The 20,094-nt window shown below is 63.6% G+C and carries 20 protein-coding genes and 1 tRNA gene; 6 read left to right on the top strand and 15 right to left on the bottom strand.

Annotated elements, in window-relative coordinates:
- Positions 1-41: 41 nt before the first annotated feature.
- From recO to rpoZ, 9 genes are all read right to left on the bottom strand, one after another.
- Positions 42-791 carry a DNA repair protein RecO gene (gene recO, locus J2R78_RS34410; protein WP_253608390.1) on the bottom strand — a complete coding sequence of 250 codons (750 nt, stop codon included), beginning with the start codon at positions 789-791 and terminating at the stop codon, positions 42-44.
- A gap of 138 nt (positions 792-929) precedes the next feature.
- Complete coding sequence (locus J2R78_RS34405; protein ID WP_253608389.1) at positions 930-1,310, bottom strand: hypothetical protein; 381 nt, start codon at positions 1,308-1,310, stop codon at positions 930-932.
- 14 nt (positions 1,311-1,324) lie between these two features.
- Positions 1,325-2,248 carry a GTPase Era gene (gene era / locus J2R78_RS34400; protein WP_016844010.1) on the bottom strand — a complete coding sequence of 308 codons (924 nt, stop codon included), beginning with the start codon at positions 2,246-2,248 and terminating at the stop codon, positions 1,325-1,327.
- Entirely contained in the window at positions 2,241-3,062 is an 822-nt protein-coding gene (rnc, locus tag J2R78_RS34395) for a ribonuclease III (protein WP_057020752.1), read from the bottom strand. The genes era and rnc overlap by 8 nt, the downstream gene beginning before the upstream one ends.
- Positions 3,059-3,820, bottom strand: coding sequence for a signal peptidase I (gene lepB, locus J2R78_RS34390; RefSeq protein WP_028333840.1), 762 nt, complete (start codon positions 3,818-3,820; stop codon positions 3,059-3,061). The genes rnc and lepB overlap by 4 nt, the downstream gene beginning before the upstream one ends.
- Before the next feature lie 283 nt (positions 3,821-4,103).
- Positions 4,104-4,520, bottom strand: a complete 417-nt coding sequence (gene acpS, locus J2R78_RS34385; protein WP_021078359.1) for a holo-ACP synthase — start codon at positions 4,518-4,520, stop codon at positions 4,104-4,106.
- Complete coding sequence (locus J2R78_RS34380) at positions 4,517-5,290, bottom strand: pyridoxine 5'-phosphate synthase (protein ID WP_253608388.1); 774 nt, start codon at positions 5,288-5,290, stop codon at positions 4,517-4,519. Before J2R78_RS34380 ends, acpS begins: the two co-directional genes overlap by 4 nt.
- A gap of 101 nt (positions 5,291-5,391) precedes the next feature.
- Positions 5,392-7,683, bottom strand: a complete 2,292-nt coding sequence (locus J2R78_RS34375) for a bifunctional (p)ppGpp synthetase/guanosine-3',5'-bis(diphosphate) 3'-pyrophosphohydrolase (RefSeq protein ID WP_057020754.1) — start codon at positions 7,681-7,683, stop codon at positions 5,392-5,394.
- A 210-nt stretch (positions 7,684-7,893) separates the two neighbouring features.
- Positions 7,894-8,286, bottom strand: a complete 393-nt coding sequence (gene rpoZ, locus J2R78_RS34370) for a DNA-directed RNA polymerase subunit omega (protein WP_016844003.1) — start codon at positions 8,284-8,286, stop codon at positions 7,894-7,896.
- A 360-nt stretch (positions 8,287-8,646) separates the two neighbouring features.
- Here rpoZ and J2R78_RS34365 point away from each other — a divergent pair, with 360 nt between their 5' ends.
- The gene (locus J2R78_RS34365; RefSeq protein WP_016844002.1) at positions 8,647-9,279 is read left to right on the top strand and encodes an NYN domain-containing protein; all 633 of its coding nucleotides are present in this window, start codon (positions 8,647-8,649) and stop codon (positions 9,277-9,279) included.
- Entirely contained in the window at positions 9,260-9,919 is a 660-nt protein-coding gene (locus J2R78_RS34360; RefSeq protein ID WP_076834401.1) for a uracil-DNA glycosylase, read from the top strand. Before J2R78_RS34365 ends, J2R78_RS34360 begins: the two co-directional genes overlap by 20 nt.
- A 214-nt stretch (positions 9,920-10,133) precedes the next feature.
- Here the strand turns inward: J2R78_RS34360 and J2R78_RS34355 are convergent, their stop codons facing one another.
- Genes J2R78_RS34355 through dapA form a run of 4 tightly spaced genes read right to left on the bottom strand, consistent with a single transcriptional unit; the run spans position 10,134 to position 12,606 of the window.
- A complete protein-coding gene (locus J2R78_RS34355) occupies positions 10,134-10,715 on the bottom strand; it encodes a peroxiredoxin (RefSeq protein ID WP_253608387.1) in 582 nt (193 codons plus the stop codon).
- A 49-nt stretch (positions 10,716-10,764) separates the two neighbouring features.
- Positions 10,765-11,238, bottom strand: coding sequence for an SsrA-binding protein SmpB (smpB, locus tag J2R78_RS34350; RefSeq protein WP_076834415.1), 474 nt, complete (start codon positions 11,236-11,238; stop codon positions 10,765-10,767).
- A 1-nt stretch (position 11,239) separates the two neighbouring features.
- A complete protein-coding gene (gene mscL, locus J2R78_RS34345; protein WP_057020874.1) occupies positions 11,240-11,656 on the bottom strand; it encodes a large conductance mechanosensitive channel protein MscL in 417 nt (138 codons plus the stop codon).
- A gap of 59 nt (positions 11,657-11,715) precedes the next feature.
- Complete coding sequence (gene dapA / locus J2R78_RS34340; RefSeq protein ID WP_076834417.1) at positions 11,716-12,606, bottom strand: 4-hydroxy-tetrahydrodipicolinate synthase; 891 nt, start codon at positions 12,604-12,606, stop codon at positions 11,716-11,718.
- A 331-nt stretch (positions 12,607-12,937) separates the two neighbouring features.
- Here dapA and J2R78_RS34335 point away from each other — a divergent pair, with 331 nt between their 5' ends.
- Positions 12,938-15,424: a transglycosylase SLT domain-containing protein gene (locus tag J2R78_RS34335; RefSeq protein WP_375167143.1), complete on the top strand. Its 2,487-nt coding sequence runs from the start codon at positions 12,938-12,940 to the stop codon at positions 15,422-15,424.
- Between the two features lie 239 nt (positions 15,425-15,663).
- Positions 15,664-15,757: transfer RNA gene (locus tag J2R78_RS34330), tRNA-Ser, on the top strand.
- 240 nt (positions 15,758-15,997) lie between these two features.
- Here the strand turns inward: J2R78_RS34330 and J2R78_RS34325 are convergent.
- A complete protein-coding gene (locus J2R78_RS34325; RefSeq protein WP_157340985.1) occupies positions 15,998-16,306 on the bottom strand; it encodes a hypothetical protein in 309 nt (102 codons plus the stop codon).
- Between the two features lie 1,250 nt (positions 16,307-17,556).
- Here J2R78_RS34325 and J2R78_RS34320 point away from each other — a divergent pair.
- Positions 17,557-18,231, top strand: a complete 675-nt coding sequence (locus tag J2R78_RS34320; RefSeq protein WP_253636032.1) for a hypothetical protein — start codon at positions 17,557-17,559, stop codon at positions 18,229-18,231.
- Positions 18,232-18,391: 160 nt separating this feature from the next.
- Complete coding sequence (locus J2R78_RS34315) at positions 18,392-18,673, top strand: hypothetical protein (protein WP_253608384.1); 282 nt, start codon at positions 18,392-18,394, stop codon at positions 18,671-18,673.
- 423 nt (positions 18,674-19,096) lie between these two features.
- Here the strand turns inward: J2R78_RS34315 and J2R78_RS34310 are convergent, their stop codons facing one another.
- Positions 19,097-20,005: a DMT family transporter gene (locus J2R78_RS34310; RefSeq protein WP_253608383.1), complete on the bottom strand. Its 909-nt coding sequence runs from the start codon at positions 20,003-20,005 to the stop codon at positions 19,097-19,099.
- Positions 20,006-20,094 lie beyond the last annotated feature (89 nt).

The following is a 20,094-nucleotide window of genomic DNA, read 5'->3' as shown; positions in this document are numbered from 1 at the left end:
GCAAGCCGCGAATCAGCGGGAATTTAAGGCCCGAATCGGCCTTACGGAACCGCGCTCCGGCCCCGTCGCCTCGTCACGGCGTTGATAAATCCGTCGCGGGCGTCGGAATGGCCCTGGCCGCGGGGCTCCAGCACGTGGCGGAGCAAGAACAGGCCGGTGATCTGGAAGCCGTCGAGCAGGTCCTGGTCCGACCAGCTGTTGGCGCCGCCCTCGCCTTCGCGCAGGAACGCCGGCAGCGGCAACAGCCGGTCGCGCCATGGCTCGCCGGCGGCGCGCGACACCGCGCCGCCGGATTTCGGCGACACGTAGATCAGGTCGGTGGTCTCCCCGGTGGCTGCGCAGTTTTCCAGGTCGAGCCCGAAGCCGAGCTCGGTCAGCATCGCGAGCTCGAACCGGATCAGGTGCACGGCGGCAACGCCTGCGTCCTCGAAATCGTCGAGCGTCCCCTCCAGCATCTCGTAGATGTCCTCGTGCGGATCGCGCTCCGGCAGCAGCCGGGCCAGCGCCGCCAGATGCGTGACACCATAGACCGCATGCGACGAGCCGAGCAGCGTCGCAGCGCGCAGTCGCGTGCCTTCCAGCGCATACATGCCGAGATGCTCGTCGAGCCGCGCCCGCCATACCGCGGTGACGCTGTTGCCGGGCTGCAGCAGCGGCCGCATCCGCGAGTTGGCGCCGCCGCGCACCAGGCCGAGATGGCGGCCGTGCTCGCGCGTCAACAGCTCGACGATGGCGGAGGATTCGCCATGCCGCCGCACACCCAGCACGATGCCTTCGTCGGTCCATTCCATGTGCGGAGTCTAGCAGCATTTTGCTGACGAACGCAGCTATCCGACGCGTCATTCCGGGGCGCGTCGAAGACGCGAACCCGGAATCTCGAGATTCCGGGTTCGATGCTTCGCATCGCCCCGGAATGACGGTGGGTGCCGCTACGCGTTGAACCAGCCTCGCGCGTCGCCGGTGAAGGAATAATACAGCCCGGCCGTGGTCAGGATGCACGACACCACCTCGATGGCGCTGTCGATCTCCATGCCCCTTGCGCTGATGACCTGCACCAGGGACATCAACGACAAGACAAGCACCGCGAGCAGCGCCCAGCGCGGCCAGTTCTTGCGGTGCTGCGCGGCAAGCCGGACGAAATACATCAGGAGCAGGATCATGCAGCCGGCCGTCAGGGTCTCGCCCATGATCACCTGCTCGGTCTTCAGGACGGTCGGCGTGCGGTCCTGGAACGCCACCGACAGCGCATCCAGCGTCAGCGACAGATAGAGCAGAACCTCAAACCACAGCACGTTTCTGGGCACGTTCATGCAAGCGTCGACTCTTATTCCTTGGGGAATTCCAGTCCCATTTCCTTGTAGCGGTCGGGATCGTCACCCCAGTTCTCGCGCACCTTGACGAACAGGAACAGATGCACGGGGACGCCCATGATCTCGGCGATCTCGGCACGCGCCTGCGCGCCGATCGACTTGATGGTGGCGCCGCCCTTGCCGAGCACGATCTTGCGCTGGCTCTCGCGCTCAACAAAAATCGTCTGCTCGATGCGGATCGACTTGTCCTTGCGGTCGGTCCAGCTGTCGGTCTCGACCGTCGACTGGTACGGCAGTTCCTGATGCAGATGGCTGTAGATCTTCTCGCGCGTGATCTCGGCCGCCAGATGCCGCATCGGCGCATCCGACATCTGGTCCTCGGGATAGAGGAACGGCCCCGCCGGCACCAGCTTGGCGAGCGTCTGGCGCAAATCGGCAACGCCGTCGCCGGATAGCGCCGAAATCATGAAGGTGTGCTCGAAGCGCATCCGCTCGTTGGCGGCCTGCGCCAGCGCCAGCAGCTTCTCGCGCTGCACGAGATCGACCTTATTCAGCACCAGGATCTTCGGATGGGCGACGGTTTCGAGCTTGGCCAGGATCGCGTTGGCCTCTTCGTCGAGGCCCGACTTCGCATCGAGCAGCACGCAGACGAGATCGGCGTCGTGCGCGCCGCTCCAGGCGGTCGACACCATGGCGCGGTCAAGCCGGCGCCGCGGCGCGAAGATGCCGGGCGTGTCGACAAGGATGATCTGCGCGTTGCCTTCGATCACGATGCCGCGGATCAGCGCGCGCGTGGTCTGCACCTTGCGCGAGACGATCGTGACCTTGGAGCCCACCAGCGCGTTGACCAGCGTCGACTTGCCGACATTGGGCGCACCGATCAGCGCGACGAAGCCACAGCGCGTCGCGTCCCCTTGCCCTTTGGCCTCGTCAGTCATTGGTGCCGACGCCTTCGCGCTCGATCATCGCGGATGCCGCCGCCTTCTCGGCCGCGCGCTTGTTGCCACCGAGGCCCTCGGCGGAGGCCAGGCCCGGCAGGTCGACCGCAACGCGGAATTGTGGATCGTGATGCGGGCCGGTGCGTTCGACCTCGCGATAGACCGGCGTCGGCAGCCCCTTGCCCTGTGCCCATTCCTGCAACACGGTCTTGGGATCGCGCAGCGGCCGGCGCAGCTTGTGCATCCGTTCGGTCCAGTTGCGCTCGACGAACTGGCGCGCGGCCTCGTAGCCGCCGTCGAGAAAGATCGCCCCGATCACCGCTTCGCAGATATCGCCGAGCACGGACTTGCGCAACCGGGCGCCCTCGACCGCCTTCACCATGCCGAGCTTGATGTCCTCGAGCAGCCCGAGCGCCTTGGCGACGTCGGCGCAGCTCTCCTTGCGCACGAGGTCGGCGAGCCGCTTCGACAATTCGCCCTCGTCGGCCTTGGGGAACGACCGGAACAGCATGTCCGATACGATCAGCCCGAGCACATGGTCGCCGAGGAACTCGAGCCGCTGGTAGCTGTCGGCGCGGTTGCGGGTGGCGGGCTTCAGCGCGGACACGTGGGTGAACGCAGTGGTCAGCAGCGCAGGATCCTGGAACGTGTACCCGATCCGCGCCTCGGTGCCCGCGATCGCGGCCTTCTCCTCAGCGGCCTTGGCCGCCTTGCTGCGCCGCTTCTTCGGCGCGGCTGTGCCGTCGGCGGCAGGCGTCTGGCTCGGCTCGCCGGTCGGCGCTGGATCGTTGATGGATGCGGTATCGTCGTTCATCGCACGATAGAGAATAGGCGATTCCACCGCACGGCAAGCGGCCAGCGCCAGATCATCCAGGCCTGCTCGCCCTCGGCGATCGAGAAGAAGATCATCTGGGCTCGCCCGATGATGTTCTCGAACGGCACGTAGCCGACCTGCGACAGGAAGCGGCTGTCGGTGGAGTTGTCGCGGTTGTCGCCCATCATGAAGAAATGCCCGGGCGGAACGGTGTAGACGATGGTGTTGTCCATGTAGCTGTTGTCGGTGCAGTCCAGCGTCTCATAGCTGACGCCGTTCGGCAGCGTCTCCTTCCAGCGCTTGACGCGGGCGGTCGCATCCGCCGAGCCGCAGGGATCCTCGCCGACGAAATCGCTCAGCCGCTCCCGCTTGATCGGCTCATCGTTGATGTAGAGCAGCCCGCTCTTCACCTCGATGCGGTCGCCGGGCAGCCCGATGACGCGCTTGATGTAGTCGGTGGAGTCATCCCGCGGCAGGCGAAACACCACGATGTCGCCGCGGTTCGGCTCCGAACCGAAGATGCGGCCCGAGAAAATGTTCGGCGAGAACGGGATCGAATAGTGGCTGTAGCCATAGGAATATTTCGAGACGAACAGGTAGTCGCCGACCAGGAGCGTCGCCTTCATCGACCCGGAGGGGATGTTGAACGGCTGGAACAGGAAGGTCCGGATGACGAGCGCGATCAGAAGAGCATGGATGACGACGCGGATGGTCTCGCCCAAGCCGCTTTCAGATTTGGTCCCGGTGGTCACGCTCATTGCTTTCTCAATTCCCGTGGACTGATGTCCACGCGGTGGCAGAACGTTCTCTTCGCGCGAAGCGTTCGGCCTTCGCGTGAGGAAAATGGCCTTGATTCTGATCTTGAGGGCAAATTCCGGCCTAAACCCGGAATCAGCGTCTCGCTCGATATAACCCTGCGGCGTTTTAGACGGTTGTTCGCAGGGGCGCAATCAATCGCCGCCTCAAAACTTCGCAATTCATTGAAATATCAATGATTTTTTAGTTTGCTGAAGTTTTCCGGCAGAATCCGGCACCGCGGGATCATCTGGCGGGGGCGACCGCCGAAATTATGACGAAGGCCTGGGCCAACGGCCAATCGTCGGTGATCGAAAGGTCGATCTGCGCCTGCATGCCCTCGGGCGTCAGTTCCTGCAGCCGGGCCAGCGCCCCGCCGGTCAGCCGCATCGACGGCCGCCCGCCAGGCAGGTTCACGACGCCCATGTCCTTCCACCACACCCCGCGCCGGATACCGGTGCCGAGCGCCTTGGAGCAGGCTTCCTTGGCGGCAAAGCGCTTGGCGTAGGTTGCGACCACCATCTTCTCGTTGTTGGCACGGCGCATCGCCTTAGCGCGCTCGGCATCGGTGAAGATGCGGTCGAGGAAGCGCTCGCCATGGCGCTCGATCACCTTGGCCACCCGGGTGATGTCGATCAGGTCGGAGCCGATGCCGATGATCATGCGCTGACGCCACCCTGCGCCCTGGCGCGGCCGCGGTCCATCGCCGCACGCATCTCACGCACCGTCCCGGCGATGCCGACGAACAGTGCCTCGCCCATCATGAAATAACCGATGTTCAACTCCCGGATTTCGGGCAGCGCGGAAATCGTCTCCGCGGTGTCATAATCGAGCCCGTGGCCGGCATGGACCTCGAGCCCGGCCGCCTGCGCGAGCTTGGCGCCGGCAACGATGCGCTTCCATTCGGCCTCCGCCTTGTCCTGGTGGCCGTCGACCACGGCGTCGCACCAGCCGCCGGTGTGGATCTCGATCACCGGCGCCTTCAGCTTCGCGGCCATCTCGATCTGCCTGGGATCGGCGGCAATGAACAGCGAGACGCGGATGCCGGCGTCACCCAGCCGCGCGATGAACGGCGCCAGCGCGTTGTGCTGGCCGACCACGTCGAGGCCGCCTTCGGTGGTGAGCTCCTGGCGCCGTTCCGGCACCAGGCAAACCGCGTGCGGCTTGGTGGCGAGCGAGATCCGCAGCATATCGTCGGTCGCCGCCATCTCGAAATTCAGCGGCTTGGAGATCTCGGCCTTGAGCCGCGCCATGTCCTCATCGCGGATGTGGCGGCGATCCTCGCGCAAATGCGCGGTGATGCCGTCGGCGCCGGCCGCGATCGCGGCAAGCGCCAGCCGCACCGGATCGGGCCGCGCTCCGCCCCGCGCGTTGCGCAGGGTGGCGACGTGATCAACATTGATACCGAGACGCAGCGGCGGAGTTTTGGACATCTCTTTGACCTGCAATCTAGCCCGTCATGCGCGGGCTTGACCCGCGCATCCATCCTTTTGGAAAGATGGGTTGCCGGGTCAAGCCCGGCAACGACGAGACGTTACCCATTGACGCGCTCGACCCGAGCGACGACGGCCTTGGCGCGCAACTGGGCGATGATAGCGCTGAGATGCTTGAGGTCATAGACCTCAAGATCGATGGTCAGCTCCGTGAAGTCAGGCGATTGGCGCGACATGTGGATGTTGTCGATATTGCCGTCGTGCTCGGCGATCACGGTCGCGATCTGGGCGAGGCTGCCGGGCTCGTTGACATTGTGGACCAGGATGCGGGCCGGGAAGCGCTGCGGCATGGTTTCGTCGATATCCCAGCGCACGTCGAGCCAGCGCTCCGGCTCCTCCTCGAAATCCTTCAGCGCCGGCGACTGGATCGGATAGATCGTGATCCCCTCGCCCGGCGTGACGATGCCGACGATCCGATCGCCCGGCACCGCACCGCCGTTCGGCGCGAACTTCACCGGCAGGTCGGAATTGATGCCGCGCACCGGGATCACCGAGGTGGCGCGCGCCGGATGCGGCGGGTTCTGCGTCTTCAGCTTGGCGGCGAGACCCTTCTTGGCGCCATAGCGCACCAGCCGCTCTTCCTTGTAATCGGGATACATCGCGCGCGCGACGTCGGAGGCCTTGATCTCGCCGCGCCCGACCGAGGCCATCACGTCCTCGATCGAGCCGCGCGCGAGCCGCGGCAACGCGCCCTTCAGCTTGTCGTCGGCGTATTCGATCTTGGCGCGGGCAAACAGGCGGTCGACGATGCGGCGGCCGAGGCCGGCATATTGGTCGCGCACCGCGTCGCGGGTGGCACGGCGGATCGCGGCGCGCGCCTTGCCGGTGCGGGCGAGCGCTTCCCAGGCCGACGGCGGCGCCGACTGTGCCTTCGAGGTCAGCACCTCGACCTCGTCGCCATTCTGCAGCTCGGAGGACAGCGGCGCGAACTTGCCGTTGATCTTGCAGCCGACCGCGCTGTTGCCGACGCCGGTGTGCACGGCATAGGCGAAATCGATCACGTTGGCGTTGCGCGGCAGCGCGATCAGCTTGCCTTTCGGCGTGAAGCAGAACACCTGGTCGTGGAACAGCTCGAGCTTGGTGTGCTCGAGGAATTCTTCCGGATTGGCGCTTTCCGAGAGGATGCCGATGGTGTGGCGCAGCCAGGCGAAGGCGTTGGACTCGTGCTTCAGCCGCTCGTGCGGCGAGCCCGCGCCCTCCTTGTAGAAGGCATGCGCGGCGATACCGAACTCGGCGATCTGGTTCATGTCCTCGGTGCGGATCTGCAGCTCGACGCGCTGCTTGCCCGGCCCGATCACCGTGGTGTGGATCGAGCGGTAGTCGTTCTGCTTCGGGGTCGAGATGTAGTCCTTGAAGCGGCCCGGCACCACCGGCCAGGTGGTGTGGACGATGCCGAGCGCGCGGTAGCAGGCGCCGACATCGTCGAGGATGATGCGGAAGCCGTAGATATCGGACAGCTGCTCGAAGCCGACCGACTTGCGCTCCATCTTGGTCCAGATCGAAAACGGCTGCTTGCGGCGGCCGAACACCCGCGCGGTGATGCCGTTCTTCTGCAGGTTCTTGGAGAGCTGGGTTTCGATCTCGCCGATCAAATTGCGGTTGCGCTCGGCCAGCGAGTCGAGCCGCTGCTTGACCACCGCATAGGCCTCTGGATCGAGCACGAAGAACGACAGGTCCTCGAGTTCCTCGCGCATCTCGTGCATACCCATGCGACCGGCCAGCGGCGCATAGATATCCAGCGTCTCCTCGGCGATGCGGCGGCGCGAGGCCGGCGGCACGAATTCCAGCGTGCGCATGTTGTGCAGCCGGTCGGCGAGCTTGATCAGCAGCACGCGGACGTCGTCGGCGATCGCAAGCAGCAGCTTGCGCAAATTCTCGGCCTGCTTGGCCTCGCGCGACACCAGTTCCAGCCGCTTCAGCTTGGTCAGGCCTTCGACCAGCGCGCCAATCTCGTGGCCGAACACATTGTCGATCTCGGCCCGCGTCGCCTCGGTGTCCTCGATCGTGTCGTGCAGCAGCGCCGCCACGATCGTGGCGTCGTCGAGCTTGAGGTTGGTGAGGATCGCGGCGACCTCGAGCGGATGCGAGAAATAGGGATCGCCGGAAGCACGGGTCTGCGTGCCGTGCGCCTTCATGGCGTAGACATAGGCGCGGTTGAGCAGGTCTTCGTTGGTGTCGGGGTTGTAGGAGCGGACGCGCTCGACAAGGTCATATTGTCGCATCATTCGCGTCCGCGGCTTGGCCGGCCTCTCCGCCGTGGACGACGTCGGCGCCACCGCGACCGTTTCGGTTGCAGCCTGCATCTGGATGGAACTGCGGCGTCGATACGCCATGGACTCGCTGCCTCTCGCGCGGGACCGGAACGTCCCACCTTTCCTCAATCTAGTGCGCTTTCCAATGAAGCAGCACCCCGCGCGGGCCCTGGAACCATTCAATTTCCCGCGTCCGCGTAGGACGCACCGTAACAGCAAAATTGTCAACAAAAGCAAAGGCCCGGAGCAATGTCCGGGCCTTCGGCAAACCTGTTCGAAACGACGGCAAGCTTACTCGTCTTCCTCGGGCTGCTCCTCAGGGGGCGCCAGACCCTCGAGGCCCTTCAGCAGCTCTTCCTCGGTCATCCGCTCGACCGCGACCTCGGTGTCGTCGGCGTCGACGCTGGCACCGGCGGAACCGATCAGCGGCACGGTGTCGGGCTCGGGCTCGTCGACCTCGACGAACTTCTGCAGGGAGTGAACGAGTTCCTCTTTCAGGTCTTCCGGCGAGATCGTCGAATCGGCAATCTCGCGCAGCGAGACGACCGGATTCTTGTCGTTGTCGCGATCAACCGTGAGTTGCGACCCCGAGGAGATCATCCGGGCGCGATGCGCGGCCAACAGGACGAGGTCGAAACGATTGTCGACCTTGTCAATGCAATCTTCGACGGTGACGCGAGCCATCTCGAGGCGCTCCGTGGTAAAAGGGACCGAACATGTAGGTTATGAGGGTTAGTTATAGGGCTAGCCCCCGTTTCGCAAGGTAAAATTTGTGATTTGCCTTCCGAACAGGCTCTGATAACCCGGTCTGACGGGGGCCAGAAGGGCCGGAGCGTCTGACGACATGGCCAGGTTGCTGTTCCAGGCGAGTAAATCTCTTCATTGCAATGTCAAGGGTCTAGGCTTTTGCCCTCGCCTCACCATAATTGCGGTGGTGACTGTCGTGGGGAAAGATTCACAGAACTTTAGGCAGCAACGCCGGAAATTGCGCGCGGTTGATCACCGCCGCGCTAAGAACACTAACAACCACGCGAGAACACTTTGATGTCGTCACCTGTTTCCAACAAGATCGCGCTCTTCATCGACGGAGCGAATCTTTACGCCACCGCAAAGACGCTGGGCTTCGACATCGACTACAAGCGCCTCCTCAAGGAGTTCCAGAGTCGCGGCACCCTGCTCCGTGCGTTCTACTACACGGCGATCATCGAGGATCAGGAGTATTCGTCGATCCGCCCGTTGATCGACTGGCTCGATTACAACGGCTACACCGTCGTCACCAAGGCGACCAAGGAATTCATCGACGCCAGCGGCCGCCGCAAGGTGAAGGGCAACATGGACATCGAGCTCGCCGTCGATGCCATGGAACTCGCCGAGCACATCGACCAGATGATTCTGTTCTCCGGCGATGGCGACTTCCGTTCGCTGGTGGAAGCAGTGCAGCGCCGCGGCGTTCGCGTCACGGTCATCTCCACCATCGCCAGCCAGCCGCCGATGATCGCCGACGAGTTGCGCCGCCAGGCCGACGTCTTCACCGACCTCGTCGAGTTGCAATCCAAGCTTGGCCGTGATCCGTCCGAACGCCCGGCCCCGCGCGAACCGCGCCACCACTCCCCGCAATTCCTGCAGCGCGCGACCACCATGGCCCCACGGGGAGCCGATGACGATTTCGACGAGTAATCTCGTCGCTGCTGCTACGCGCCCCGACAGCAACTGTCAGCTTTGTGTCAGGCTGGCCGACTTCCGCGCGCAGGCGCGCGCACTGCATCCGGACTGGTTCAACTCGCCGGTGGAATCGTTCGGCGATCCGAATGCGCGGTTGTTGATCGTGGGCCTCGCGCCGGGCCTGCAGGGCGCCAACCGCACCGGCCGTCCCTTCACCGGCGACTACGCCGGTGATCTGCTCTACGCGACCTTGCTCGAATATGGTTTTGCCAGCGGCGTCTATCAGGCGCGGCCGGACGACGGGCTGAAGCTGGTCGACGCCCGGATCAGCAATGCGGTGCGCTGCGTGCCGCCGCAGAACAAGCCGCTGCCGGCCGAGATCAACACCTGCCGGCAATTCCTCCGCGCCACCATCGCCGCGATGCCGAAGCTGCGCGCGATCGTGCTGCTCGGGCGAATCGCCCACGAATCGACTCTCAAGGCACTGGATGTTCGTTTGGCTGCCGCGCCCTTTGTGCACGGTGCCGTGCATAGTGCGGGCAAATTCAAGCTCTACGACAGCTACCACTGCTCGCGCTACAACACGAACACCGGCGTGTTGACGACCGATATGTTCCGCAAGGTGTTCGCGACCGTGCGCAAGGAGCTCGGCTAGCGCCCCTTCCGGTATCCGCTTTGCGAACCGCTATCCAAAGCATGCAAATGCTACAGGACGCTCGCGCGACTTCGGAATAATAGAAAATACCCCTGAATTGCCCGACGTGTCAAGTTGCCTGGGTGAACGCCGGCCGCCGCCGGCTACTTTGCATGGGGTTGTTCTCGATATTTTGGCAGCGCCCCCTGCAACGACCCCATGACTTCATATTGCTCTAGTCCGTCCGCGGATTGGCCTTCAGCCATTCCAGCACGTCTCCGGCGTTCCGGTCGGGCGGGAACACCGGATAGAACACGTGGCTGATGCGCGCATCGTCGATCACAAGGGCGAGCCGCTTGATCAGGATCAGCCCCGCCACCGACATCGTCGGCAACTTCAGCGTGTGCGTCAGTTCCAGCGCTTCGTCGGACAGCACCGGAAACGGCAGATGCAGGCGCGAGGCCATCTCGGTCTGGTACGCGTTGCTTTGCGTCGACAGCCCGAACACCTGGGCAGCGCCGGCCGCCTTCAGCTCGGCGAACAGGTCGCGGAACGCGCAGGTCTGCGGCGTGCAGCCGCGGGCGCCCGGGATCATGTCCCAATCGTCGACCAGCCCGATCTTGCCGGGCTCGCCGGTTCGCGGATAGGCGAACACCACGGTGCGGCCCTTGAGCGCCGACAGCGCCACCGCGGTGTCGTCGGTGGCGCGCAGCCTGACCGGCGGGATCGTCATGCCGACGAGGTGCGCCGCGCCGCCGTCATCCGTCGGCGCCGGGATCTTGCTCCAGTCGACGTCAGTGAGGCTGCTTTGGCTCATCGGACCCTCTCCATCCGCCGTCATCGCAATGACGCCGTTCCGCACCGTGCTATCCCCGCGCCCGCATCAGGCGGCCCTTCTCGCGGCTCCAGTCGCGCTTCTTCTCGGTCTCGCGCTTGTCGTGCAGCTTCTTGCCCTTGGCGACCGCAAGCAGCAGTTTGGCACGGCCGCGCTCGTTGAAATACAGCTTCAGCGGAATGAGCGTCATGCCCTCGCGGTCGACCGCTCCGAGCAGCTTGTTGATCTGCTTGCGATGCAGCAGCAGCTTCCGCGGCCGCTTTGGCTCGTGGTTGAAGCGGTTGGCCTGCAGATATTCAGGAATATTGGCGTTGATCAGCCAGATCTCGCCGTTCTTGGAATCCGCATAGGATTCCGCGATCGTGCTCTTGCCGTTGCGGATTGATTTCACCTCGGTGCCGGTCAGCGAAATGCCGGCCTCGATCGTGTCCTCGATTGCGTAGTTGAAGCGGGCCTTTCGGTTTTCGGCAACAACCTTGATCGGGCGTTCGTTCTTCTCGGCCACTTTAGCTCTTCTTGAGGAGGTCGCGGATTTCCGTCAGTAGCACGACTTCGTCGGACGGCTTCGGCGGTTCGGCGGGCTTGGCCTCATCCTTGCGTTTGAACTGATTCATGAAGCGGACGACCATGAACAGCACGAAGGCGACGATCAGGAAATTGAGCGTCAGCGTCAGGAAGCTGCCCCAGGCCAGCACCGCGCCCTGCTTCTTGGCGTCGGCGAGGTTGGTCGCGTTCACGGCCTTGGAAAGCCCGGTGAAATAGTTGGAGAAGTCGAGTCCGCCCGTAATCGCGCCGATGATCGGCATGATGATGTCGCCGACCAGCGAGGTGACGATCGCGCCGAAGGCTGCACCGATGATGACGGCGACGGCGAGGTCGACGACATTGCCCTTCATGGCGAATTCGCGGAATTCCTTCAGCATGCCCATCCCCTTCTGCTCGACGTTGCGCACGGCACTGTTCACGGCGGTCGCGGTCCGGCTCAGTTGATCAGGCCGGCATGGACCATGGCGCTGCGGACCGCCTGGCGGGTCGCTTCGGTGACCGGCACCATCGGCAGGCGCAGCTTCTCGTCGAGCTTGCCGAGCAGGGACATCGCGTACTTCACCGGCGCCGGATTGCTCTCGATGAACAGGTTGGTGTGCAACGGCATCAGCTTGTCATGGATCTTCAGTGCCGTGGTGACGTCGCCCTTCTGCCAGGCGGTCTGGAACTCCGAGCACAGCCGCGGCGCGACGTTCGAGGTCACGGAGATGCAGCCATGGCCGCCATGGGCCATGTAGCCGATGATGGTGGCGTCCTCGCCGGAGAGCTGGTTGAAATCCTCGCCCATCGCGGCGCGCTGCTGCGAGACCCGCACCATGCTCGCGGTGGCGTCCTTGACGCCGGCGATGTTCTTCAGCTCGAACAGCCGCTTCATGGTGTCGACCGACATGTCGATCACCGAGCGCGGCGGGATGTTGTAGATGATGATCGGAATGCCGATCGCATCGTTGATCGCCTTGAAGTGCTGGTACATGCCTTCCTGGGTCGGCTTGTTGTAGTACGGCGTCACGACCAGCACCGCGGTGGCGCCGGCCTTCTCGGCGTGCTCGGCGAGCTCGATCGCCTCCTTGGTCGAATTCGAGCCGGCACCGGCGATCACGGGCACCCGGCCCTTGGCCTCCTCGATGCACCACTCGACCACCCGCTTGTGCTCGTCATGGCTCAGCGTCGGGCTCTCGCCGGTGGTGCCGACCGGCACTAGGCCGTGGGTGCCCTCGGCGATCTGCCAGTTCACAAGGCCGCGGAAGGCGGCTTCGTCCACCGAGCCGTTTTTGAAGGGCGTCACCAAGGCAGTGAATGATCCCCGGAATTTTGTCTTGGCTGCCATGGACTTCCTCCAAACGCTTCAGGCTAAGGGCTAGGTCGACGGACCTTTGTTGTTGGCGCGCTTCACGTCCGTGCGACCGGCACCCGGTTGTTGCGAAACGCCATGAAAGGCAATTCATATCGGGTCTGGCGGACAGGCGAAAGGGCCGTACCGTACCTATTCCCAGCGGTAATCTGCGGCGCGCGAAATCGTTTCCAGCCGCGATTTTGCCGTTGTGCTGGCGCAAACAGCCGCACCGGCAGGCTTCTTAGTATTTTGTGTACGTTTTCAATCAAATAAGAACCCATGGCCCAAACGACCAGATGATTCGGGGCCGCAGAGGACTTCTGTGATCCGTTCCGTTCGTTCAGGCACATTGCGGTCGACGGCGCTGGCGACGAGCCTGGCGCTCGTTGTTGGCCTTGCCGCCATCACGGCAGATGCCTGGGCCGCCGAGGATGCTCCAACCGCGAAGCCGGCTGCCCAAGACGCGGCTTCCAAGCCTGCCCCTTCCAAGACCGCGCCAAAGTCTACTGCGCCGAAGGCGGCGGCTTCAAAGCCAGCGGCAACCAAACCCGGCGCAGCCAAGACTGACGCGGCCAAGTCCGACGCGGCCAAGGCTGACACTCACAAGACCGAGGCTCACAAGACAACGTCTCCCAAGTCCGGCGCGGTCAAGACAGTCGGAGCCAACGCCGCTCCTGCGAAGACCGAAGCTCACAAGCCAACGGCTCCGAAGCCCACGGAATCCAAGGGTACCACGTCCAAGACCACCGCGGCCAAGACCACCACGTCCAAGCCCGCCTCTCCGGTTGCAACGGGAACTGTATCGAACAGGTCAGTGCCCGCGCCCGCACTGGTTCCGGCAACCCGCCAGCATGCCGCGCCGATCGCGCGCAAGCCGGTGCTGCCTGCGGCCGTGGCCGCGACATCCTCGACGTCGCACTCGGACAAGGAAGCGCTTGCAAGCGTCGTCGAGCTGCTGCGCAAGCGCAAGCCGGCGGACGCCACCGAGGCCGAGGCCTCGATCTCAGATCCGGTCGCGCGCAAGCTTGCCGAATGGCTGATCCTGCGCAGCGAGGACAACGGCGCCTCGGTCGAGCGCTACCGCGCCTTCCTCGATGCCAATCCGAGCTGGCCGTCGCAGACCTTCCTCCGTCGCCGCATCGAGGCTTCGCTGTGGGACGACCACCGCGACGACTCCGCGGTCTGGGCCTGGTTCCAGAATGAATCGCCGGTCTCGGCCAAGGGCCGGCTCGCGCTCGCCAAGGTGATGATCGGACGCGGCGACCGCGGCAATGCCGAGCGCCTGGTCCGCGAGGCCTGGCGCAACGACGGAATGAGCGAAGATACCGAAAACACCGCGCTCGAGCTGTTCGGCTCCTTCCTGACTGCCGGCGACCACAAGGCACGCATGGACACCATGCTGTACGGCACCGACAACGAGGCCGCCGGCATGCGCGAAGCCAAGCGCCTTGGCTCCGGCTACGTGGCGCTCGCGAAGGCACGCATCGCCGCTACCCGCAAGGGTTCGAACCTGCGCGCGCTGCTGGAAGCCGTGCCGAGCGAACTCTCCGGCGACGCCGGCTACTTGTTCGCCAGGATTCAGTTGCTCCGCCGCGAGGAGAAATTCGCCGAGGCCGCGCGGCTGATGCTGAGCGCGCCGAAGGAAGCCTCCCGCCTCTACAATGTCGACGAATGGTGGATCGAGCGCCGGCTGCTGGCGCGCAAGATGATCGACACCAACGAGTTTCGCACTGCCTATCTGATCGCGCGCGACGCGGCGCTACCGGCCCGCGACATCTACAAGACCGAGCAGGAATTCACCTCGGGCTGGATCGCGCTGCGCTTCCTCAACGATCCCGCCCTCGCCGCCCAGCATTTCGCGCGGATCGGCGTCGGCAGCGCTAATCCGACCGCGCTGGCGCGTGCCGGCTATTGGCAGGGCCGCGCCGCCGAGGCCGCCGGCCGCGGCCAGGAGGCGCGCGCCGCCTACGGACGCGCTGCCGAGCAGTCCACCAGTTATTACGGCCAGCTCGCGCGCGCCAAGCTCGGCCTGCCGCAGATCGAGCTGAACAGCGCGCCGCGCGGCCGCGGCGCCGAGCGGCTGGAGATCGTGCGCGCGGTGGCGCTGCTCTACGAAATCGACGCGCGCGAGCTTGCGATCCCGATCTTCGGCGACATGGGCGACAATGGCGATCCGGAGGCCCTCGCCGGCCTCGGCGAGCTCACCGCGCGCCATGGCGATGCCCGCGGCATGCTGCTGATGGGCAAGGCCGCGCTCAACCGCGGACTGCCGTTCGACCACTACGCCTATCCGGTCAACGGCATCCCCTCGTTCCGCCAGGTCGGGCCGGAGGTCGAGCAGAGCGTCGTCTACGCGATCGCGCGCCAGGAGAGCGCGTTCAATCCTGCGGTGGTGTCACCGGCCCAGGCCTACGGCCTGATGCAGGTGACGCCGGACGCCGGACGTTACGTCTGCAAGCGCGCCGGCATCGGCTTCGACCTCAACCGGATGAAGACCGATCCGGTCTACAACGCGATGCTCGGCGCCGCCGAGCTCGGCGGCCTGCTCGAGGACTATCGCGGCTCCTACATCCTGACCTTCGCCGCCTACAATGCCGGCCGCGGCAGCGTGCGGAAGTGGATCGAGCGCTATGGCGATCCGCGCGATCCCAAGGTCGACGCGGTCGACTGGGTCGAGCTGATTCCGTTCTCGGAGACGCGGAACTACGTCCAGCGGATCATGGAAAACCTGCAGGTCTATCGCGCCCGGTTCGGCGGCGGCACCAAATTGCAGATCGAGGCCGATTTGCGACGCGGCGCCAGCGTGGAATGAGCCGGCGCAACCGGTTTTCAACAGGCTGGGCGACCGCAGCTTCCAGCCTCGACCAAAGATCCAGCTAATCTATTGTTATATCTTGCATTTTAAGCAACCGCGCGCTCTGATACGAGCCGATCGGCGCGGTTTATAAAGGCTTGGGGACGGCCGGCGGCCGAGCTGCCCTCAAATCACCTTGGCGCAATCTGAATCTGCCGCTTGCGGCTCAGCGCCCTCTCGGGCATATCGGCGCCATTGGAGACGTGGCCGAGTGGCTGAAGGCGGCGGTTTGCTAAACCGTTATAGGCTTGTAAAGGCCTATCGAGGGTTCGAATCCCTCCGTCTCCGCCAGCCAACTATTGTCCAGCCCGGAGACATGGGTAACAGGTCGTACCTAAGACATGGGTGACAACCTCGTGCGAGAGCATGGTCAAATTCATCTCTCAGAATCGCGCCGATTTTCCGAAACTTGAGACGGCGATCAGTTCGACCGTTACTGCAAATATGACCAAGGCTGGATAAAGAAGCGCCGCCGGGACAATGCCATTTCGAGCCCGGCGGCGTACTTTTGGCGTGCTGAACGGCGCTCCCTTAAAGTTCAATCTCGATTGCCATGTTCGCGCGCACAAGGGTGGTCAAGCCCGCTTTCAATCTCTTCGCTTGCCAGGTCTGGAAAGCTGGATCGGCGTTCAGCTTGTCAACCGCCGCGCCATAAGCCGAAAACGTCTCAAAATTTACTGAGAAAACGAAATTGCCGGCTTCACCGACGGCGACAGACCAGAACCTTGGTTTGCCACCATGCTTGCGCCAAAGCCCGGCACTCTCCTTTGCCAATTCGAGTATTCCTGCGAGGTCACCGCCTGGATTCGGCTTGACCACGTACTGCACGACTACTGCCATGCTACCCTCCATTGAAATTACAGGAGGAGCGCATGCGAGGCTGTTTTTCGGTCGTGGGGTTTGATCTAGGTCAAGCAATCCAGCGACGCGACATGGGTACTTAGCTGCCCCGGCGCGAACCGCGATGGCATAGTGCCTGCACTCTGGACCGTGCTGGGGATTTCAGTGTCCCAGTTCAGGAAGGAAACGCCGCCGGGCGTGTATTTTTGAGACCGGCGGCGTACTTTTTGGGGATTCGATCAGATCCAGTCGGTTGCCCAGCCGGGCAGACGATCCGGAAGCGGCCTATCGAGCAGGCCAGCGACCAACACGGCGAGCGCCGCTCATTCGATGGCGCCTTCGCCGTTGCTCCATCCGAAATGGGGGACCGCCGAGGCAATCGCCCACATCCAAAACGGTGTTGGCGTGCGACCCGCTGACTGTGACTTCGAAAGTATTTTCCAGATCTCTTGTTCGCCCGGTATTGTCCATAAGCCGCAGAAAAAGCAGCCCTTTACTCACTCTTGAGCGGCGGTCCTAAGAGGGTCGTCCTGGAGGAATGCCGGCATCGGCCCCTGGCCTGGACCGGTTGTCACCTCCGCGTGAATGAAACATCATTCCCGGCTCCGCGAAGCGAGCACGCAACAAACCGCGCCCACCATCCCCGCATTGTTTATTTCACCTGAACATTTCCGGGGTAAAGCCATGCAGCAAGACAGTGGCATCCACTTCCAGGATACCGACCAGGTTCTGCGTAACGCCCAGCTTCGCCGATCCGCCGACTTGGGTCCCTGGTTACGGCAGCGCTTCTCATCCAAGGCAGGCAGGCTCGTGGTCGCAACTTCGCTGGCTTGCATGGTTGTTGTGCTGGCGATCGCTGTTGCCCCGCGGCCGGTCTCGAGCGCTGCGCTTGGCAGCGAGTGGCAATGTAGCAAGGCAGCGTTTGTCCTGACGACCTGCCGTCAAGCCGACCCTGCCCGTTCATAGTAAGCAGCCGCATTGGGGACGTACGGTAGCGACGTCAATTGGCACTGGTGAAACCATTTGTCCGGCGGCTCCGTAACTGGAGCGCCGGCCTATTTCTTCCATTTTGGCACTACGGGCCGGCTGGGGCCGTTCGGTCTTTCCCAGTCACGAACGGCCCCACTTTTAGGTCCATCCATGAACCGCGTCAGCTTTCCCTCGGCTTGATTATTTGGCATCAAATGATCAAGGCGCCCGCACGAAGAATCCGCCGGCCGGTCGAGCTCGAGCTGAAGGCGAAGAAATAGATGGATGGCCCAAGTCGCGGTCTCAGGTCAGCGATCTGTTTCGCGCTGGTTCTCGTTCTGCCTGCTGCGCAGACGCCGCCGACGCTGCATTCGCGGGACGAGTGGCGTGTGGTTGACAAGGAATGCCGCGACGTCTTGCCTGCGCAGGCAAAGATACGGGCGTGTCTCAACCTGCTGAGCGATCGACGCCTCTCGACCGCTTATCTTGCGTCGATCACCGGCGAAATATCGAGCACCTTCCAAGGCTTGCGGGACTACGGCAACGCCATCAAGTACAAGAAGATCGAAATTGAACGTACCTCGGCGAGGCAACCTTCTTCGTCGGGTGACGCACTTCCTGCCAGTCTCGGTGCGATGTCTCTGCGTTACACGGAGCTCGGGACACTCCAGGCGCTCAATCGCCAAGCCAATTTCGGCAGTCAGTCGGATGAAGCACGCCGAGGCGCCACTGAGGAGCAAAGCAGCTACAACCTTGCGCTTCAGTACAACCCGATGAACTACAGGGCATATCGATACCGGGCTGAAATTCGCAGCCAATTCTGCGACAGCGCGTCCGCCGCTCAAGACATGGAAGCAGCGGTCAGGTTTGCCGAACAGGCAGGAGACCAGGTCGCCGCGCGAGACTACAAGCACGTCACGCTAGGTGCTTGTGTTCCTGCGTGGCGGCAAGAATAGTCCGAGCCATCAGACTGTCGCCACCCGGCGACACACGCCGCGCCGCACCGCCCCGACAGTATTCTTACGGACCCCCAACTGGCAGGGAACTTGCGATGTATCCAGTAGTTCGGCGCCAGCTGTTCTCGGTGTGCCGAACTCAGACATTCGGAGCACGCAAATGAACATGCATCATCGTTTTGAGACAGCTGGCGGACGTGGCGGACGCGAGTCGACGGTCTGCAAAATGCTGTCCGATCTCATCCTGGCCTGCCGGCAGATCGAAGCCGACATCGCGACCGAAGAAGCGCGCGTGGGAATTTATGACCGATCGGACGCGAGGTATCCGATTTTGGCAAGGTCGCTCAATGAGCGGCACGCCAATCTCAAGGGAACGATTGCCACGCTCGAAAAGCGCGTCGCCGAGAGATCTCAGCACAAGATGGTGACCGACGCAGCATAGCTCGGTCTTTGACCAGCTCCTTGCACGCGGGCAGAGCGATCGATGCGATGAAGCATCAGTGCGGCGGCGACGACGTCAGCCGCTGCCGCGGGTGGATGGATCGAGGTTTCGGTTCTCGCCGGGCGGGATCGGGCCAAAGCCCGGATATACGTACCGGTCCGGAGACACGACCTGTTCACTTGGACGGATGATGAGGTGCTGTCGCCCGCGACGATGATGCGCCTTTGCGGCGTCAGCATCCGCACTCCACAGGACCACAAGGGGCAACGTCAGGGCTAAGGCAACAGGCAAGCAAACACGCAAGGCAACACGCATCACGATCACTCCGTTTCACCGAACAGGTGATCGCCGAGCGTAGCGCTGTATTCTGCCCTGGCTTCTCACATGCGATCAAAACAGCGAGATCGGCGATCCGTCACTTCGTTATCGCGCACCGATCGTGATCTTTAGCGGCCGCGGCAAGGCTTGCGCGCAGGCGACACCGAGCAGCGCGAGGCCGCCGCCGATGACGTGGAACGGCCTGACCGGCTCGCCGAGCATCACGATCGCGGCCGCGGCCGTCAGCACCGGCAAGAGATTCATGAAGATCGCGCAGCGGTTCGGGCCGAGCTGCGCGACGCCGCGGATCCAGAGGAACGGCAGCACGACCGAGGCGAGCGCGCCGGCATAGACGATCAGCGGCAAAGTCTCGGCGTTGACCTGACGCAGCGGCGCCGGCGTCGCGAGGAACGCGGGAAACATCACGGCCAGCGCGCACAGCGCCTGCATGTAGGTGGATTGCCATCCAGTGATCGGGAGATTCCAGCGTTTCAGCAGCACGCCGTACAGCGCATAGACAATCGCGGCCAGCAGCATCAGCGCGTCGCCCGCATGCACGCCGTTCTGCAATAACGACGACAAGTGGCCGCCGCTGACGAGATAGACGAGGCCCGCAAACGACAGCGGCGCGCCGCAGATCATGCCAAGCGTCGGCGGTTCGCCGAGCAGCGCGGCACTGAGGGCGACCGTCAAGAGCGGCGTCAGCGCGGTGAACACCGCCATGTTGGTCGCGGTGGTGGTCTCGGCCGCCAGATACGACAGGCTCTGGAACAGACACATCGCAAGAAAGCCGAGGATCGCGAGCGGACCAAGATGCGGCCAGATCGCATGCCGATTGCGCCAGGCGCCGCGCGCCACGAACGGAGACATCAGCAGCACCGCGACCAGCAGGCGATAGAAGGTGATCGCCTGCGGACCGATCGTGTGCGCCGAGAGGCGAGAAACGATGACGTTGCCTGCCCACAGCACGATGGCAACGAAGGGATAGAGAAGTGCGACTTTCTGCTTGAACATGACCCGGCAGCGCGTTGGTGAAGGACACACCAGCAACTACCTGTCGCGCCGACGTCCGTCTCACGCTAGAATGACCTCACCTAGCGAGA

The organism is Bradyrhizobium sp. USDA 4538 (assembly GCF_024171045.1).
GTDB classification, from domain to species: domain Bacteria; phylum Pseudomonadota; class Alphaproteobacteria; order Rhizobiales; family Xanthobacteraceae; genus Bradyrhizobium; species Bradyrhizobium australafricanum.
Note: the sequence above shows the minus strand (reverse complement) of the source record. Positions and strands in the feature narration are given on the sequence as shown.